The organism is Pandoraea pneumonica (genome assembly GCF_049918595.1).
Lineage (GTDB): Bacteria > Pseudomonadota > Gammaproteobacteria > Burkholderiales > Burkholderiaceae > Pandoraea > Pandoraea pneumonica_A.
On the sequence record NZ_JBNCRZ010000002.1, the window covers coordinates 66,782 to 84,661 of the forward strand.

12 protein-coding genes and 1 pseudogene are annotated in these 17,880 nt (G+C 62.2%); 7 read left to right on the forward strand and 6 right to left on the reverse strand.

Annotation, left to right across the window (positions count from 1 at the left end):
- The first annotated feature begins 8 nt into the window (after positions 1 to 8).
- Entirely contained in the window at positions 9 to 236 is a 228-nt protein-coding gene (locus ACPWR9_RS06885) for a sulfurtransferase TusA family protein (RefSeq protein WP_058380179.1), read from the forward strand.
- A gap of 72 nt (positions 237 to 308) precedes the next feature.
- Here ACPWR9_RS06885 and galU read toward each other — a convergent pair whose 3' ends face one another.
- Positions 309 to 1,193, reverse strand: coding sequence for a UTP--glucose-1-phosphate uridylyltransferase GalU (galU, locus tag ACPWR9_RS06890; RefSeq protein ID WP_150681348.1), 885 nt, complete (start codon positions 1,191 to 1,193; stop codon positions 309 to 311).
- A gap of 29 nt (positions 1,194 to 1,222) precedes the next feature.
- On the reverse strand, positions 1,223 to 4,084 hold the full coding sequence (locus tag ACPWR9_RS06895; protein ID WP_426297837.1) for a valine--tRNA ligase: 2,862 nt from the start codon (positions 4,082 to 4,084) through the stop codon (positions 1,223 to 1,225).
- 111 nt (positions 4,085 to 4,195) lie between these two features.
- Here ACPWR9_RS06895 and ACPWR9_RS06900 point away from each other — a divergent pair, with 111 nt between their 5' ends.
- Positions 4,196 to 6,517: a UvrD-helicase domain-containing protein gene (locus ACPWR9_RS06900; protein WP_426297835.1), complete on the forward strand. Its 2,322-nt coding sequence runs from the start codon at positions 4,196 to 4,198 to the stop codon at positions 6,515 to 6,517.
- A gap of 104 nt (positions 6,518 to 6,621) precedes the next feature.
- Here the strand turns inward: ACPWR9_RS06900 and ACPWR9_RS06905 are convergent, their stop codons facing one another.
- The 3 genes from ACPWR9_RS06905 to ACPWR9_RS06915 form a co-directional block, all read right to left on the reverse strand.
- Entirely contained in the window at positions 6,622 to 7,431 is an 810-nt protein-coding gene (locus ACPWR9_RS06905) for a BPSS1780 family membrane protein (protein WP_426297833.1), read from the reverse strand.
- 31 nt (positions 7,432 to 7,462) lie between these two features.
- The gene (locus tag ACPWR9_RS06910) at positions 7,463 to 8,434 is read right to left on the reverse strand and encodes a homoserine kinase (protein ID WP_426297831.1); all 972 of its coding nucleotides are present in this window, start codon (positions 8,432 to 8,434) and stop codon (positions 7,463 to 7,465) included.
- 170 nt (positions 8,435 to 8,604) lie between these two features.
- Entirely contained in the window at positions 8,605 to 8,973 is a 369-nt protein-coding gene (locus tag ACPWR9_RS06915; protein ID WP_426297829.1) for a hypothetical protein, read from the reverse strand.
- 359 nt (positions 8,974 to 9,332) lie between these two features.
- Between ACPWR9_RS06915 and ACPWR9_RS06920 the strand changes: the two genes are divergently transcribed.
- Complete coding sequence (locus ACPWR9_RS06920) at positions 9,333 to 10,577, forward strand: YeeE/YedE family protein (protein WP_426297827.1); 1,245 nt, start codon at positions 9,333 to 9,335, stop codon at positions 10,575 to 10,577.
- 70 nt (positions 10,578 to 10,647) lie between these two features.
- Here ACPWR9_RS06920 and ACPWR9_RS06925 read toward each other — a convergent pair whose 3' ends face one another.
- Complete coding sequence (locus ACPWR9_RS06925) at positions 10,648 to 11,382, reverse strand: TIGR00730 family Rossman fold protein (RefSeq protein ID WP_426297825.1); 735 nt, start codon at positions 11,380 to 11,382, stop codon at positions 10,648 to 10,650.
- On the opposite strand from ACPWR9_RS06925, the gene polA reads away from it, so the two are divergent.
- The 4 genes and pseudogenes from polA (at position 11,383) to ACPWR9_RS06945 (ending at position 17,733) form a co-directional block, all read left to right on the forward strand.
- On the forward strand, positions 11,383 to 14,121 hold the full coding sequence (polA, locus tag ACPWR9_RS06930; protein WP_426297823.1) for a DNA polymerase I: 2,739 nt from the start codon (positions 11,383 to 11,385) through the stop codon (positions 14,119 to 14,121).
- A 158-nt stretch (positions 14,122 to 14,279) separates the two neighbouring features.
- A complete protein-coding gene (locus ACPWR9_RS06935; RefSeq protein ID WP_426298029.1) occupies positions 14,280 to 15,686 on the forward strand; it encodes an NAD(P)/FAD-dependent oxidoreductase in 1,407 nt (468 codons plus the stop codon).
- Positions 15,687 to 15,945: 259 nt separating this feature from the next.
- Positions 15,946 to 16,821: a dienelactone hydrolase family protein gene (locus ACPWR9_RS06940; protein WP_426297821.1), complete on the forward strand. Its 876-nt coding sequence runs from the start codon at positions 15,946 to 15,948 to the stop codon at positions 16,819 to 16,821.
- Positions 16,822 to 16,863: 42 nt separating this feature from the next.
- A pseudogene (locus ACPWR9_RS06945) lies at positions 16,864 to 17,733 on the forward strand (ZIP family metal transporter).
- Positions 17,734 to 17,880 lie beyond the last annotated feature (147 nt).

The window sequence follows — 17,880 nt, forward strand, 5'->3', positions numbered from 1 at the left end:
ACATGAGCATGGAATTTCAGAAAGAAGTCGACGCCCGCGGCCTGAATTGCCCGCTGCCGATTCTGCGCGCCAAGAAGGCGCTCGCCGACATGCAGAGCGGCGAGGTGCTGCGGATCGTAGCGACCGACCCGGGTTCGGCGCGCGACTTCGCTGCGTTCGCGAAGCAGACGGGCAACGAACTGCTCGAATCGCGTGAAGAAGAGAAGACCTTCTACTTCCTGATGCGCCGCCGCTAAATCGCTGCGTGCTGTGAAGATAAAAAAAGCCGACGGACATCCGTCGGCTTTTTCGTTGCCGCAGTCTCGTCGTCAGATGAGATCGCCGTGCGACTCACGCAGGTACTCACGGAACGCATCCTTCAGTTCCGGGTGACGCAGCGCGAATTCCACCGTCGCCTTCAGATACCCCAGCTTGCTGCCGCAATCGAAGCGCTTGCCCTTGTAGCGATAGGCCAGCACGACTTCGTCTTGCATCAGCTTCTGAATGGCGTCGGTCAGCTGAATTTCGCCGCCCGAGCCCGGATCGATCTCGCGGATGCAATCGAAGATGCGCGGACGCAGCACATAGCGGCCGACCACACCCAGATTCGACGGTGCATTTTCCGGTGCCGGCTTCTCGACGATATTCGTCAACTTGACGATGTCGGTCTCGCCCCACTCGTTGCCCGCGACAATCCCGTACGAGCGGCTTTGCTCGATGGGGATCTCTTCCACGCCGATGATCGAGTTGTGATACTGGTTGTACAGATCGACCATCTGCTTGAGCACGGGCGGCTGGCCGTCGAGCAAGTCGTCGGCGAGGATGACCGCGAACGGCTCGTCGCCCACGAGCTTTTCTGCGCACAGCACCGCGTGACCCAGACCGAGTGCTTTGGGCTGACGCACGTAGAAGCAATCGATGTGCGGGGGCTTGATCGAATGCACCACGTCGAGCAATGCCTGCTTGTTCTTGGCTTCGAGCTCCGCCTCGAGCTCGAAAGCCGTGTCGAAGTGATCTTCGATCGCGCGCTTGTTACGGCCCGTGACGAAAATCATCTCGGTGATACCGGCCGCAGCCGCTTCTTCCACGGCGTACTGAATCAACGGCTTGTCGACGACCGGCAGCATTTCCTTCGGGCTCGCCTTGGTTGCCGGGAGGAATCGAGTGCCGAGACCCGCAACGGGGAAAACGGCCTTGGTTACCACTGTTTTCATTGGTATCTCCCTTCTGGTTTGTGCGGTTCTCAGGCAGGCAGGCGGGCGAGCTGAGCCTGCAATTTACCGAGAACAGCTTCAAAGTCGACCAATCGTTGCTTCTCGAGTTCCACCACGTTTGCCGGCGCACGTGCCACGAAGCTCTCGTTCGACAGCTTGCCATGGCACTTGGCGATCTCGCCTTCAAGGCGTTTGACTTCCTTGCCAAGGCGTTCGCGCTCGGCCGCCACGTCGATTTCCACCTTCAACGCCAGCTTGTTCGCACCGACGATGGCCAGCGGTGCACCCGCGGCTTGCGCATCGAGCGCGGCTTCGTCGTCGAGCACCTGCACTTCGGAGAGCTTGGCCAGCGTTTGCAAGTACGGTGCAATCGACTTGAGGAAGTCGACATCGCCCGCCACCAGCAGCGGCACACGCAGTGCAGGCGACAGGTTCATCTCGCCGCGCAGGTTGCGGCAGGCGTCGACGGCAGCCTTCAACTGCTGCATCCACGCTTCGTCGCTCTCGTCGATCTTGCCGGCATCGGCCACCGGGTACGGCTGCATCATGATGCTGGCTTCGCCCGGGGCCTTGTCGGCCGGGTAACGGCCGGCGATCGGCGCCACCTTTTGCCACAGGGCTTCGGTAATGAACGGAATGACCGGGTGGGCCAGACGCAGCACCGTTTCCAGCACACGCAGCAACGTGCGGCGCGTGGCGCGTTGTTGCGCCGGGGTGCCGTTCTGAAGCTGCCACTTGGCCAGTTCGAGGTACCAGTCGCAGTACTCGTCCCACACGAACTTGTAGATCGCCGTGGCGATGTTGTCGAAACGGTAGTCGGCGAAGCCCTTCTCGATGTCCGCTTCCACGCGCTGCAACAGCGACACGATCCAGCGGTCGGCGCGCGAGAAGTCGAGCTGGCCGTCCGGGCCGCAATCGCCCACGCACGGCGCCATGCCGCAGTCGTGGCCTTCGCAGTTCATCAGCACGAAGCGCGTGGCGTTCCAGAGCTTGTTGCAGAAGTTGCGATAGCCTTCGCAGCGCGCCAGATCGAAGTTGATGTTGCGACCCAGCGTGGCCATCGACGCGAACGTGAAGCGCAGTGCATCGGTGCCGAACGGTGCAATACCTTCCGGGAATTCCTTGCGCGTCTTCTTCTCGATGGTCGCCGCCTGCTTCGGATTCATCAAACCCGTGGTGCGCTTGGCGAGCAGCGCGTCGAGGGTCACGCCGTCGACGATGTCGATCGGATCGAGCGTGTTGCCCTTCGACTTGGACATCTTCTGGCCTTCGGCATCGCGCACGAGACCGTGCACATATACCGTCTTGAACGGCACCTTGCCGGTGAAGTGCGTGGTCATCATGACCATGCGCGCCACCCAGAAGAAGATGATGTCGAAACCGGTCACGAGGACCGACGACGGCAGGAAGTGCTTGAGCTCCGGCGTTTCTTGCGGCCAGCCCAGCGACGAGAACGGCACGAGCGCCGACGAGAACCACGTGTCGAGCACGTCTTCGTCACGCTTGAGCGCGCCTGTGTAACCGGCGGCGCTTGCCTTGGCGATCGCTTCTTCTTCCGAACGGGCGACGTAGACATTGCCTGCGTCGTCGTACCACGCCGGAATCTGATGGCCCCACCAGAGCTGGCGCGAAATACACCAGTCCTGAATGTTCTCGAGCCACTGGTTGTACGTGGTCGTCCAGTTCTCGGGCACGAACTTGATCTCGCCGCTGCGCACCACGTCGAGTGCGGTCTCGGTGATCGACTTGCCCGGGTGGAACGTGCCTTCCGGCGCCGGCTTGCTCATCGCCACGAACCACTGGTCGGTGAGCATCGGCTCGATGACCGTACCCGTGCGGTCGCTGCGCGGCACCATCAACTTGTGTGCCTTGACGGATTCGAGCAGGCCCTGCGCATCCAGATCGGCGACGATTTGCTTGCGCGCGTCGAAGCGGTCGAGACCACGGTATTTCTCCGGGCCGTTCTCGTTGATCTTCGCGTCGAGCGTGAGAATGCTGATTTGCGGCAGGTTGTGACGCTGACCCACGGCGTAGTCGTTGAAGTCGTGCGCCGGCGTGACTTTCACTACGCCCGTGCCGAATTCGCGATCGACGTAGTCGTCGGCAATGATCGGGATTTCACGGTCCGAGAGCGGCAGCTTGGCCATTTGGCCGATCAGGTGCTTGTAGCGCTCGTCTTCCGGATGCACCATCAGCGCGACGTCGCCGAGCATCGTTTCCGGGCGTGTGGTGGCGACCGTGAGCGAGCCCGAACCGTCAGCCAGCGGATAGCGGATGTGCCACAGCCAGCCTTCTTCTTCCTCGCTCACCACTTCCAGATCGGACACGGCGGTGAGCAGGGTCGATTCCCAGTTCACGAGACGCTTGCCACGATAGATCAGCCCTTGCTCGTGCAGCGTGACGAAAACGTCGCGCACGGCTTTGGACATCTTCTCGTCCATCGTGAAGTATTCGCGGCTCCAGTCGATCGAGGCGCCCAGACGGCGCACCTGGCTCGTGATGGTGTTGCCCGACTTTTCCTTCCATTCCCACACGCGCTCGACGAACTTCTCGCGGCCGAGATCGTGGCGCGAGACCTTCTGCGCGTCGAGCTGGCGCTCGACGACGATCTGCGTGGCAATGCCCGCGTGGTCGGTGCCCGGTACCCAGAGGGTATTGGCGCCCTTCATACGGTGATAGCGCGTCAGACCGTCCATAATCGTCTGGTTGAACGCGTGACCCATGTGCAGCGTGCCGGTGACATTCGGCGGCGGCAATTGGATGCTGAAATCTTCACGGGCGTCGTCGAACGTCGGCCGGGCATAGCCGCGGCGTTCCCATTCGGGGCCCCAGTGGGCTTCGACGTCCTGCGGCTCGAAGCTCTTGGCAAGCGTATTGTCGCTGTCGCTCATGGATTGGATGGACCGTGTAATGCGTGAAACCCTGAATTATAAAAGATTCGGGGCGTTTTCCGCGCCGCAGCAGGATTTATAATCGGGCTTCACTCGAAAATCCTTCCCGACATGCCCGATTTGCTCGCCAATCTGAACCCGGAACAACTGGCCGCCGTGACCCTGCCCGACGAGCCTGCCCTGATTCTCGCGGGTGCGGGTTCCGGCAAAACGCGCGTGCTGACGACGCGTATCGCCTGGCTGATCCAGCAGGGCCACGTGGGTCCGGCCGGTATTCTGGCCGTGACCTTTACGAACAAGGCCGCCAAGGAAATGCAGGCGCGGCTGGGCGCGATGCTCCCGATCAGCACCCGGGCCATGTGGATCGGCACCTTCCACGGGCTGTGCAATCGGATGTTGCGCGCCCATTTTCGGGACGCCGGGCTGCCGCAGAGCTTCCAGATTCTCGATCAGGCCGACCAGCTCTCCGCGATCAAGCGGATGATGAAGGCCGCCAATGTCGATGATGAGAAGTTTCCGCCGAAAAATCTTCAATATTTCATCAATAACGCCAAGGAGCAGGGCCTGCGACCGCATGAGGTCGAGGCCAACGACGCGTTCAACCAGAAGTTTGTCGAGCTGTACGCCTCGTATCAGGAGCAGTGCCAGCGCGAAGGCGTGGTCGACTTCGCCGAACTGTTGCTGCGCTGCTTCGAGTTGCTCAAGCACAACGAACCGCTGCGCGTGCACTACCAGACGCGGTTCCGACACATTCTCGTCGACGAGTTTCAGGATACAAACAAGCTGCAATATGCGTGGCTGAAGATGCTCGCGGGCGGCAACAGCGCCGTGTTCGCCGTGGGTGACGACGATCAGAGTATTTACGCGTTTCGTGGTGCCAACGTCGGCAATATGGCTGACTTCGAGCGCGAATTCCGCGTTCGTCACCTGATTAAGCTGGAGCAGAACTACCGCTCGCACGGCAATATTCTGGACGCCGCCAACGCGCTGATTTCGAACAACGCCCGTCGTCTGGGCAAGAACCTGCGCACCGATGCGGGGCACGGCGAGCCGATTCGCGTCTACGAGGCAGCGACCGACCTTCAGGAAGCGAGCTGGCTCGTCGAAGAGATCAAGGCGCTCGTGGCGCAAGGGCTGTCGCGTCAGGATGTCGCCATTCTCTACCGCAGCAACGCCCAGTCGCGGGTGATGGAGCATGCGCTGGTCGGTGCGGGTATTGCCTATCGCGTGTATGGCGGGCTGCGCTTTTTCGAGCGTCAGGAAGTCAAACATGCGCTCGCGTACCTGCGACTCATCGAGAATCCGAACGACGACACGGCGTTTGCCCGTGTGGTGAACTTCCCGACGCGCGGCATCGGCGCGCGGTCGCTCGAACAACTCGCCGACGCGGCGCGCTTGTACAACTGCTCGATGTACGCCGCCGTGCCTTATATGACCGGCAAAGCGGGCACCAACCTGACGGCCTTCGTGCGCATGATCGAGCAGATGCGTCGTGACACGGAGCGGTTGACGCTGCCGGAAGTGGTGACGCACGTCGTCGATGCTAGCGGGCTGATTACGCATTACCAGACGGAAAAAGAAGGCCAGGACCGCATCGAGAACTTGCAGGAATTGGTGCACGCCGCGACCGCATTCATTGCGGAAGAGGGCTATGGGCTGGACGCGCCGGCGCGCCTGATCGCCATGCGGCCCGCCTTGCCGGGGGCGCCCGATGTGCTGGCATCGCCCGACGGCGTGGTCGATGCCGACACGCCGGTCGAGATGACGCCGCTCGCAGGTTTCCTGTCGCACGCCTCGCTCGAAGCTGGCGACAATCAAGCCGAGGCAGGTCAGGATGCCGTGCAACTGATGACGGTGCACGCGGCCAAGGGGCTGGAGTTCACGGCGGTTTTCGTCACGGGGCTTGAGGAAGGGCTGTTCCCGCACGAAAACAGCGCGCAGGAGCTCGACGGGCTCGAAGAGGAGCGACGCCTGATGTATGTGGCGATTACGCGCGCGAAGGAGCGCCTGTATCTCTCGTTCACGCAAAGCCGCATGCTGCATGGTCAGACGCGTTACAACGTGCGTTCGCGTTTCTTCGAAGAAATTCCCGAGGAAGTGCTGAAGTTTCTGACGCCGCGTGCCCAGCCGGGCGCGCGTCTGGCGCAAGCCGAACCCGCATGGGGCCGCGATTGGTTCTCGCGCCCGCAGGTCAGTGCGCCGCGTCAGGAAGAATGGGCCGCGACGAAGTCGGAGCAGGCGCTCGCCGACCGCTCCCGCTCGGCGGGCACGGGCTTCAAGGTTGGGCAGGGGGTGTTCCACACCAAGTTCGGCGAAGGCAAGATCATCGGGCTGGAGGGGGCCGGTGACGAAGCGCGCGCGCATGTGAAGTTCGGGCGGCACGGCGAAAAGTGGCTGGCGCTGGCTGTCGCGAAGCTGCAACCGATCGAATAATCCCAATCATCGGTTCGCTGGTCTGCAAGACGCACAAAGGGCACCCGAGGGTGCCCTTTGTTTTTGCGATACCGGAAGATATTCGGTGGCCGCCGTTCAGGCGATTACGCCTCCGGCGGCGCCACGTTCGGATCGATCGCGCCGATTTCCTGCACGCCGAAGCAGCCGCGATAGCTCGCATAGAACGAGCAATACAGCACGGCCGTGAACAGGATCGAGTACGGCATCAGCACGATCATGGCGTACTTGCCCGCGCCGATCACCGTCATCACGAGCGCGATGATGACCGGCAGCACCGTGGCGACAAGCGCCGTGCAGATGCCGTAGACGACGAATGCACGCATATTGCGAACGCAGGCCGTCCAACTGAAGAACAAGGCCTTGACGGGCGAGACGTCGTGCCAAGCGACGAGCACCGGCGCAAACCAGAACGCCATCGCGACCGGCACGTAGGCGATGGCTGCGGCCAGCATGGCCTGCGGCATCGTGCCGCCGGTGAGCGAATCTTCGTCGATGCGGGTGCCGAACAACATCTTGCCCAGCAGATCGCCGCCGTCGAAGAGCGCCGAGAACAGAAACACCACAATCATCGCCGCGATGTAGTAGCCGCCGAGCGCGAGCAGGCGACGCGCCACATCCTTGCCGTGGCCGCGGAAACCGTCGAGCAGCACGGGCGGCAGGACGGGCTTGTTCTTGATGATGTCGCGACACGCCGCCATAAAGCCGACCGACAGGCCGGGAATGAACAGTAGCGGCAAGAATGCGCCCACGACCGGCAGGATCGAGAGCAGCATCACGCCGAACAGGTAGGCGAAGAGCAGCGTCAGAATGGCGAGCGGGTTTTTGCGGAAGAGCCAAATTCCTTGGCGCAGCCACACATAACCAGTCTTCGGCGGGACTTCAAGCAATTGCATAAGGTTCGATTTGCTCCGATTGGGCGTCGGGTCACAGCCATGGAATGGAAACGGCTTCGATGCGTTGGCGCAAGATTCGTTCGAAATGCCCCGGATCGTGCGGTTTGAGCATCTCGGCCGCGCGCGGCAAATGAAAATCATACAGGCGCGAGAGCCAGAAGCGCAGCGCGCCGGCTCTGAGCATGTCGCGCCAGTGCGACGCCTCGATGTCGGTGAGCGGACGCACAGTCTCGTACGCACGCAGCATCGCATGCACGCGGGCGTCGTCGAGCACGCCCGTGGTCAAGTCGCAGCACCAGTCGTTCACCGTCACGGCAAGGTCGAACAACCACTTGTCGCAACCGGCAAAGTAGAAGTCGAAGAAACCGCCTAAACGCGGAGCGCCGTCTTCGTCTTTATCGAACAGCACGTTGTCGCGGAACAGGTCGCAGTGACACGGGCCGGCTTGCATGGCGCGATAGTCGTCGGAGGCGAAAAACGCTTCCTGATGCGCCATTTCACTTTCCAGTAGCGCGAGTTCCGCAGCGCTCAGGTAAGGCTTGACGGCCGGTGCGGCTTCGCGCCACCACGGCAGGCTGCGCAGATTCGCTTGCTCCAGCGTGTAATCACGCCCGGCCAGATGCATGCGCGCGAGCATCGCGCCGACGTGGGCGCAGTGCGCAGGCGTGGGCGCGAGTTCCGAGCGCCCGGCCAGCTTCGTCACGATGGTGGCAGGCTTGCCATTCAACTCGCCGAGAATCTCGCCCGTGCGATCGGGGATCGGGTCGGGCACCGGCACGCTGTGATGCGCCAGATGCCCCATCAATTGCAGGTAGAACGGCAACTGCGTCGCGGTGAGCTTTTCGAACAGCGTCAGAACGAACTCGCCGCGCTCGGTCGTCAGGAAGTAATTGGTGTTCTCGATGCCGGAGCTGATGCCTCGGAAGTCGATAACTTTCCCCAAATCGTAGCGTTGCAGCCACTCATCGAGCTGCTCGGGCGAGACGGTAGTGAAAACGGCCATGCGTGCGTCGGGTGGATAAGACTCAAACAAACGGCCCGCGCACATGCAACGGGCCGCTTGGCGAAAACTGGGGCGAGCGCAGAAATTCGGGGCGCTCGCGTGTCAGCGGTGAGTGGGGCAGGATAACAGACGTATTCGCAGAGGTCTCATTCGAGCCCCCTGAACAAACGTTAGAACTTCAGGCCGACAGACGGCAGACGATCGGTTTGCGACGTGTTGTCGCGAATCTTCGGTGCGTTGTCTTGCGGCGTGGTCAGTTGGTAATTGGTACCGAAGCGCGAATGCACGTCGATTTCGGTGGGCTTGCCGCGATCGCGGTACTCGGTCACGGTCGTGCCCTTGTCGTCGACGTAGAAGCTAGGCTTGCGTTCCTGATTGACATCGACCGTCGCGTTGCTGGTGGCGGCGGCACGCGCGTCGGCTTCACGTTTGGCGGCTTGTGCGGATGTTTCCTTGGTGTCTTGGGCGAAAACCTGGCCGGCGAACAGCAGGCTGGCGCCGAGGGCCAGGGGGAGGGCGCGTGACAAGAGCGTTTTCATCATTATTCTCCGAGGGCGGGAACGCATCCGCGTCGAGGCGGCTGTACGGCGTGCCGGCGCAATGGGTTCCAATATGTGCATTCTATCAAACGTGCCCCACTTCGCATCGTGAAATATGGCGCTAAGCACCGTGGTTACTTGCGTTCAGCCATTTTGCGGCCGATTCTTCACAATTCATAACAATGGTGCCCGTGCTGTCGACCGAAACCATCGTGCGCGGGGAAGATTTGCTTATTACCTGTGCTTATAAGCGAATCACGAATCGTTCGTTTTCGCGAGCGTGACGTTCTGGCATGCTGCGAAGTTGTCTTAATGGGTGGCCCGGTGCCACCCATCTGCATTTTCGGAGTTTGCAAGCCATGTCGTCTTCCGCCGCCTCGGCCGCCGTCAAAACGGCGCCCCCTTCGCCGTCGTCCCCTACGTCGTATAACGCTCGTCCGCTCGCCATCGCGCTGGTGCTGATCGCCGTTGGCATTGCCTATTTGCAAGCCACGGTCGGCCCGAAGCAGGCCGCGCTCGCTGGTGTCGGCGCGCTGCTCGGTGTCGCGCTGTATCACGCAGCGTTCGGCTTCACGTCGGCTTGGCGCGTGTTCATCGCCGATCGTCGTGGTGCCGGGTTGCGTGCGCAGATGGTGATGCTCGCCGTGGGTGTCGTGCTGTTCTTCCCGGCGCTGGCCGACGGCACGCTGTTCGGGAATAAGGTCGTTGGGCTCGTCTCGCCGGTCGGCGTCTCGGTGGCGTTCGGCGCATTTATCTTCGGCGTGGGCATGCAGCTCGGCGGCGGGTGCGCGTCGGGCACGCTCTACACCGTGGGCGGCGGCAGCACGCGCATGATCGTGACGCTCGCGGCGTTCATCGTCGGATCGGTCGTCGCGACGGCACACCTGCCGTGGTGGGAGTCGCTGCCGCATATCAAGCCGGTGTCGCTCGTGAAGGTGTGGGGCCTGTGGCCAGCGCTGATCGCCAATCTCGCGTTGTTTGCCGCTATCGGTGCGTTCACGTTGTGGGCCGAGAAGCGCCGTCATGGCCGTGTCGTCGGCGTGCCGATGACGCAGAGTGCGAAGGGACGTCCGGCATTGTTGCGCGGGCCGTGGCCGCTGCTGTGGGGTGCGCTGGCGCTGGTGCTGCTCAACTTCGCGACGCTCGCGCTCGCGGGCCGTCCGTGGGGTGTGACGTCGGCGTTTGCATTGTGGGGTGCCAAGGCCTTCATGGCCATGGGCATCGATGTGGCCTCGTGGCCGTACTGGGCCAAGCAGACTGCCGTGCTGAACGCGCCGGTCACGCAGGACGTCACCACGGTCATGGACATCGGCATCATCCTCGGTGCGCTTGCCGCGGCCTCGATTGCCGGTAAGTTCGCACCGGTTTGGAAGATTCCTGTGCGCTCGCTGCTCGCCGCTGTGGTGGGCGGCCTGTTGCTCGGCTATGGCGCACGTCTGGCGTACGGCTGCAATATCGGCGCCTACTTCAGCGGCATCATCTCGGGCAGCCTGCATGGCTGGCTGTGGCTCGTGGCCGCGTTCTTCGGCAACGTGTTCGGCACGCGCCTGCGCCCGCTCTTCGGTCTGGAAGTCGAGACCACGCCGCGCGAGACCAGCTGCTGAGGTCGCTCCACGGTAGAACGAGAAACGGCGCCTTTCGGCGCCGTTTTCATTTGAGACTTCAGAGAACGCGTTACAGATAGAACATCTTCTCGCTCGTCTCGGTCTCGGGCTCGATGTGTCCGTCGTAGAAGTCGAACACGGCCTTGAGAATCTCGTCTGGATCGTCGATGACTTTCACGAGATCGAGGTCTTTCTCGCCGATCAGGCCCATCGGCAGCATGGTCGAGCGCACCCAGTCGAGCAACCCTTTCCAGAACTCCGTGCCGACCAGAATCACCGGCACATGCCGCGACTTCTGCGTCTGGATGAGCGTGAGTACTTCGGACAACTCGTCGAGCGTGCCGAAGCCACCCGGCATGATGATGAACGCATCCGAGTTCTTCACGAACGTGACTTTGCGCGTGAAGAAGTGGCGAAAACGCAGCGAAATGTCCTGGTACTGGTTGCCCTTCTGTTCGTGCGGCAGTTCGATGTTCAGACCCACCGTCGGCGAGGCACCGCCGTGCGCGCCCTTGTTGGCCGCTTCCATAATGCCGGGGCCGCCACCGGAGATCACCGCGAAGCCGCTGTCGGAGAACTTGCGGGCGATGGTCATCGTCAATTTGTAGAACGGCGACTTGGGTTTGATACGCGCGCTGCCGTAGATGCTCACGGCCGGCCGGATCTCGGACAGGTACTCGGTCGCCTCGATGAACTCTGCCATAATCGTGAACATCTGCCACGACGCGCGCGCCTTCTTGGCAGTGGCGCGCTCATGGTCTGCCAGCATGCGCAGACTCGGTATCACTTTTCTTCTCTTGGTCATATGTCGGAACAGCAAAGTCTGGAAGGTAAGACGCTCTTATTGGTCGATGGTTCGAGTTATCTTTATCGAGCCTATCACGCCCTGCCGGATTTGCGCGGCCCCAATGGCGAGCCCACGGGCGCGCTGCACGGCATCGTCAACATGCTGCGTCGCATGCGTAAAGACGTACATGCAGAGTATAGCGCCTGCGTTTTCGACGCCAAGGGCAAGACGTTTCGCGATGATTGGTACCCCGAGTACAAGGCAAACCGTCCGTCGATGCCCGACGATCTGCGTGCGCAAATCGAACCGATTCACGAAGCCGTGCGCGCGATGGGCTGGCCGCTGCTGATGATCGACGGCGTCGAAGCCGACGACGTGATCGGCACGCTCGCCAAACGCGCCGCCGAACTCGGCATGCGTGTGGTCGTCTCCACGGGCGACAAGGATCTCGCGCAACTGGTCAACGATCGCGTCACGCTCGTGAACACGATGACCAACGAAACGCTCGATGCCGCTGCTGTCGAAGCCAAATTCGGCGTACCGCCCGCGCGTATCGTCGACTACCTCACGCTGGTGGGCGACACGGTCGATAACGTGCCGGGCGTCGATAAGTGCGGGCCGAAAACGGCGGTGAAGTGGCTCACGCAATACGGCGACCTCGATAATCTCGTCGCCAACGCAGCCGAAGTGAAGGGTGCCGTCGGCGAGAACCTGCGACGCGCCCTCGACTGGCTGCCGATGGGCCGCAAGCTCGTGACCGTCGCACTCGATTGCGACCTCACGCCGCAAGTGACCTCCATCGAAGCGAGCTTGAAGACCCAGCCAGAAGATGCCGCGACGCTGCGCGATTTCTTCGCACGCCATGGCTTCAAGACGCTGCTGCGCGAAGCCGAAGCCGCGGTAGCAGAGAAAGCTGGCGACGAAGCGCCCGTGCCGCAGGCAGACACCATTGAGCGTCACTACGAAGCCGTCCTCACGTGGGAGCAGTTCGACGCGTGGATGAAGATCATCGAGGCGGCCGAGCTCACGGCATTCGACACGGAAACCACGTCGCTCGACGCGATGCAGGCGCAACTGGTGGGCTTGTCGTTCTCGTGCGAACCGGGCCGTGCGGCGTACATTCCCGTGGCGCATCGCGCGCCGGGCGAGGTCGAGCAACTGCCGCGTGACGAAGTGCTCGCTCGCTTGAAGGGCTGGCTCGAAGATCCCGCGCACAAGAAGGTCGGACAGAACCTCAAGTACGACGCGCATGTGCTCGAGAACTACGGCATCCATTTGAACGGCATCGCGCACGACACGCTGCTGCAATCGTATGTGCTGGAATCGCACCGCAGTCACGATATGGATAGCCTCGCATCGCGCCATCTCGGCTTGACGACGATCAAGTACGAAGACGTCTGCGGCAAGGGCGCAAAGCAGATCGGCTTCGACGAGGTGAGCGTAGAGCAGGCGACACAGTACGCCGCCGAAGACGCTGACATCACCCTGCGACTGCACCGCGCGTTGTATCCCGATATCGCCCGCGAAGCGACGCTCGAATTCGTCTACGGCGATATCGAAATGCCGACCGCGCGCGTGCTGCAACGCATCGAGCGCAATGGCGTGCTGGTGGATACCGCACGGCTCGCGGTACAAAGCGACGAGATCGGCCGACGTCTGGTCACGCTCGAAGCCGAGGCCTATGCCCTGGCCGGTCAGACGTTCAACCTGAATTCGCCGAAGCAGATCGCCGATATCTTCTTCACGCAACTGCAACTGCCGGTGGTCAAGAAGACCGCGAGCGGTGCACCGTCGACCGACGAGGAAGTGTTGCAGAAGCTCGCTGAAGACTACCCGCTGCCGAAGGTGCTGCTCGAAAACCGGGGCCTCGCCAAGCTCAAGTCGACCTACACCGACAAGCTGCCGAAGATGGTCAACCCGAACACCGGGCGCGTGCACACGAATTACGCGCAAGCGGTGGCGATCACGGGACGGTTGGCGTCGAACGATCCGAACTTGCAGAACATCCCCGTGCGCACGGCCGAAGGCCGCCGCATCCGCGAGGCGTTCGTGGCGCCGCCGGGCAGTCAACTGGTGTCGGCCGACTATTCGCAGATCGAGTTGCGCATCATGGCGCATATCTCGGGCGATGAAAGCCTGCTGCGCGCGTTTGCCAATGGCGAAGACATTCACCGCGCTACGGCTGCCGAAATTTTCGCGGTGACGCCGCTCGAAGTGTCCTCGGAGCAGCGCCGTTATGCCAAGGTCATCAACTTTGGTTTGATTTACGGCATGAGCGCATTTGGGCTGGCGGCGAATCTCGGCATCGAGCGCGATGCGGCCAAGCAATACATCGACCGCTACTTCATGCGCTATCCGGGCGTGGCGCGCTACATGGACGAGACGCGCAAGAGCGCCAAGGCGCGCGGTTTTGTCGAGACGGTCTTCGGCCGTCGCCTGTGGCTGCCCGATATCAACGGCGGTAACGGACCGCGGCGTCAGGCCGCGGAGCGCGCCGCCATTAATGCGCCGATGCAGGGCACGGCAGCCGACCTCATCAAGCTGTCGATGATCGCGGTACAGCGCTGGCTCGACGACAGCGGCTTGCAGACGCGCCAGATCATGCAAGTGCACGATGAACTGGTGCTCGAAGTGCCGGATCACGAACTGGCGGAAGTCAAAAAGCGTTTGCCGGAGCTGATGTGCGGTGTGGCGAAGCTGCGTGTGCCGCTCGTGGCCGAAGTCGGTGTGGGCGAAAACTGGGAGCAGGCGCACTGATACCGGCTGACACCAGCTGACACCGGTGTTACGCAATAGCGGAAATAGGGATTAGGCCATACCCTATGACCGCACTCTGCGGTAAGGTGATCGCTATTGCCGGGTGGCTAAACGCCGACCGGCCGGTTGGTTTTCAAGCGCGGGGAGTTATCGTGAGTGTGCATCGTATCGTGGTGGTCGGCGGTGGCGCCGGTGGTCTGGAGCTGGTTACCCGCTTGGGTGACAAGTACGGGCGTGGCAAGGACGTTCAGATTACGTTGGTCGATCGTTCGATGTCGCACATCTGGAAACCGTTGCTGCACGAAGTGGCAGCGGGTGTGATGGACACGGCGACGCATCAGCTCTCGTACGTTGCGCAGGCCAACTGGCATCACTTCGAATTTGCGGCGGGCGAGATGATCGGTCTCGACCGCGCGGCCAAGACAATCACGCTCGCCGCGCTGCCGGCGGCGGCCGATGAAGGCGAGGGCGATCTGCTGCCCGAGCGCACGCTGCCGTACGACACGCTGGTGCTCGCCATCGGCAGCACCACCAACTTCTTCGGCGTGAAGGGCGCGCAGGAAAACACGATTGCGCTCGATACCGTCGAACAGGCGGAGCGTTTCCGCCGCCGGTTGATGGCCGCATGCGTTCGCGCGCAGAACGCGGCGCAGACGCCAGTGGTGGCCGCAGCCCCGGTTGCCGCGTCGATCGCCGATGCGGGGTCGGCCGAGGCCGTACCAGCGGCGGGAGCAGTGGCGGGCGTCACCATCAGCGCCGAAGATCGCCGTAAGGTCAATTTGGTCATCGTCGGCGCAGGGGCGACGGGCGTCGAACTCTCGGCAGAACTGCGCAATACCGCGGAAGTGCTTCGTTCGTATGGCCTGAAGCTCGACCCGCGCAAGGACGTGCGCATCACCATCATCGAATCGAGTCCGCGCATTCTCAAGGCGTTGCCGGAACGCGTGTCGAGTGCAGTGGCCGGTTTGCTCGGCAAGCTCGATGTCGACATTCTGTGCGGCGATTCGGTGGCGGAAGTGCGTCCGAACGAAGTGACCACGACGGGCGGCAAAGTGTTGCCGGCAGATATCACCGTGTGGTCGGCCGGTATCACGGCACCGGCTGTGCTTGGCACGCTGGGCCTGGCGGTCAATCGGTTGAACCAGATCGAGGTGCAGCCGACGCTGCAAAGCGTGACCGATCCGGACATCTTCGCGTTCGGCGACTGCGCCAGTTGCGCGTGGCCGGACCACGGTTTCGTACCCCCGCGTGCGCAGGCGGCTCACCAACAGGCTAGCTTTCTGGTGAAGGCGATCGAAGCGCGGTTGAAGGGGCAGACATTGCCGACCTTCACTTATCGCGACTTCGGTTCGCTCGTCTCGCTGGGCAAGTTCAGCGCGGTGGGTAACCTGATGGGCGGGCTGATCGGCGGCAGCATGTTCATCGAAGGATTGTTCGCCCGGGTGATGTACACCTCGCTCTACCGCATGCACGTGGCGGCGCTGCACGGCGTGTGGCGCATGATGCTCGATACGGTCGCCAATCGCCTGCGCCGCTCGACGGTGCCGCGGGTGAAGCTCCACTGATGTTGATGCTGGCGGTGCAGGCGGTCTTTCTCCGGAGAGACCGCGTCGCGCTTGCCGCTGCCAGACGACTTGCTGCGCTCGCCAGTTTTCGGACATCTCCGAGGGCTGGCTAGCGTCCCGCCTAGTGCAAGTCACACACGCTTTCTAGTAATATCCAAACGTCCTATCGCGACCTGAATCCGCGGCGCGATGCGGCCTTCCCGTTGTCTCGTTGTCTTCCCATCGTTTTCTCATCCACCGCTTTCTCCTGGAGTGCGACATGTCGCAAGCAGATCTGGATAGTCTCGTGCCCGAAGTGGCGCCGCGTAACCGGCGCGATTTTCTGAAGACGGCCGTCGGCTCGGCATTCGCACTGGCGGTCTTGCCGGTGGCGGCCGAAACGATCACCACCGACACCCAGGGGCTCGATGCGGGCGAGGTCATGCTCGATGTGCCCGGTATCAAGATGCCGGTGTATTACGCCAAACCCGCAGGCAAGACGCATCTGCCGACGATCATCGTGGTCTCGGAGATCTTCGGCGTGCACCAGCACATCGCCGACATCTGCCGCCGCTTCGCCAAGCTGGGCTATCTGGCGCTGGCACCGGAATTGTTTGCCCGCGCGGGCGATCCGCAGTCGCTGGGCACCATCGCCGAAATTCAGTCGCAGATTGTCGCCAAAACGCCGGATCAACAAGTGCTGACCGACATCGACGCCACGGTGAAGTGGGCGATGGCCAATGGCGGCGACGAGAAACGTCTGGGGATCACGGGCTTCTGCTGGGGCGGACGCATCACGTGGCTGTACGACGCCTATAACCCGAACGTGAAGGCGGCAGTCGCATGGTACGGGCGCATCGTTGGCGACACGAATGCCAGCTTCCCGCGCAATCCGATCGACATCGCCGGTCAGTTGCATGCGCCGTTGCTCGGCATGTACGGCGGCAAGGACACCGGCATTCCGGTGGCAAGCGTCGAGCAGGCGCGCGCGGCACTCGCCAAGGGCAATGCGGCGTCGAAGGCGTCGGAACTGGTGGTCTTCCCGAACTCGGGGCACGCGTTCTTCGCCGACTATCGCGCGAGCTACGTGGAAGCCGATGCCAAGGCGGGTTGGGCGAAAGCGCTTGAGTGGTTCCGCAAGCACGGCGTTGCCTGACAACGGAAAAGCTGGTTAAATCGCCGCCTTGCCTGCGGGAGAATCACCATCGACGTCATTCTTGTTTTTATTGTTATCGCCACGCTCGCTTCGGGCGCGCTGAGTCTGGCCGGTGCGGCCTCGCTCTCGCTGGGGCTGTTGTCGCGGCTGATCGACAAGATGGTCAGCTTCTCGGCGGGCGTGCTGCTCGGCACGGCCTTGCTGCATCTGTTGCCGGAGAGTCTCGAGTCGCATGTCGACGCCCATGTCATCACGCGGTGACTGCTTGGCGGTTTGCTCGGCTTCTTCTTGCTGGAAAAGCTGGCGCTGCTGCGTCACAGCCATCATCACGAAGGCGACGGGCATCATCACGAGCATGGGCACGACGCGCATGAGGCCGGTAAGGGCGGTTGGATGATCCTCGTGGGCAGTGCGATCCACAACTTTGCCGACGGCGTGGTGATTGCCGCCGCGTTCCTGACGGATCCGAGGCTGGGGGTGGCGGCGACGGTGTCGATCACGGTGCACGAAGTGGCGCACAAGCTTGGCGACTTCATGGTGTTGCTCAACGCCGGGTTCAAGCGTCGCAAGGCGCTTGTCCTGACGTTGGCATCGAGCCTGACCGCGTTGGCCGGGGGTGTGCTTGGCTATTTCATGCTCGACCGCTTGCAAAGCCTGATTCCGTATTTGCTGGCGTTGGCCGCGAGCAGCTTCATCTACATTGCTGTGTCGGATTTGATGCCGCAAATGCAGCGCCGCACGTCACCACGCGATGCGTTGCCGCAGATTCTGTTGATCGCCGTGGGGCTTGCGTTGGTGGTTTGGCTGAACGGCCACGATCACGAACATGGTCACGGCCATGACCATGACAACGGCGGCAATGCGCTGGCGTTGGTGGGCGGGCACGATGCGCGGAAGTCGGCGGGGCAGTAGCGGGATTCACCGCAAGGCGTGTCGCTGACGCGCAACGAAGTGGCGGACGGCCCGAATGAAAAAGAGCATCCCGAGGGATGCTCTTTTTCATTTTGCGAGATTCACGACTGCGGCCTTGACCGTGTTTCGAATGTCGTAGCCGTCAGT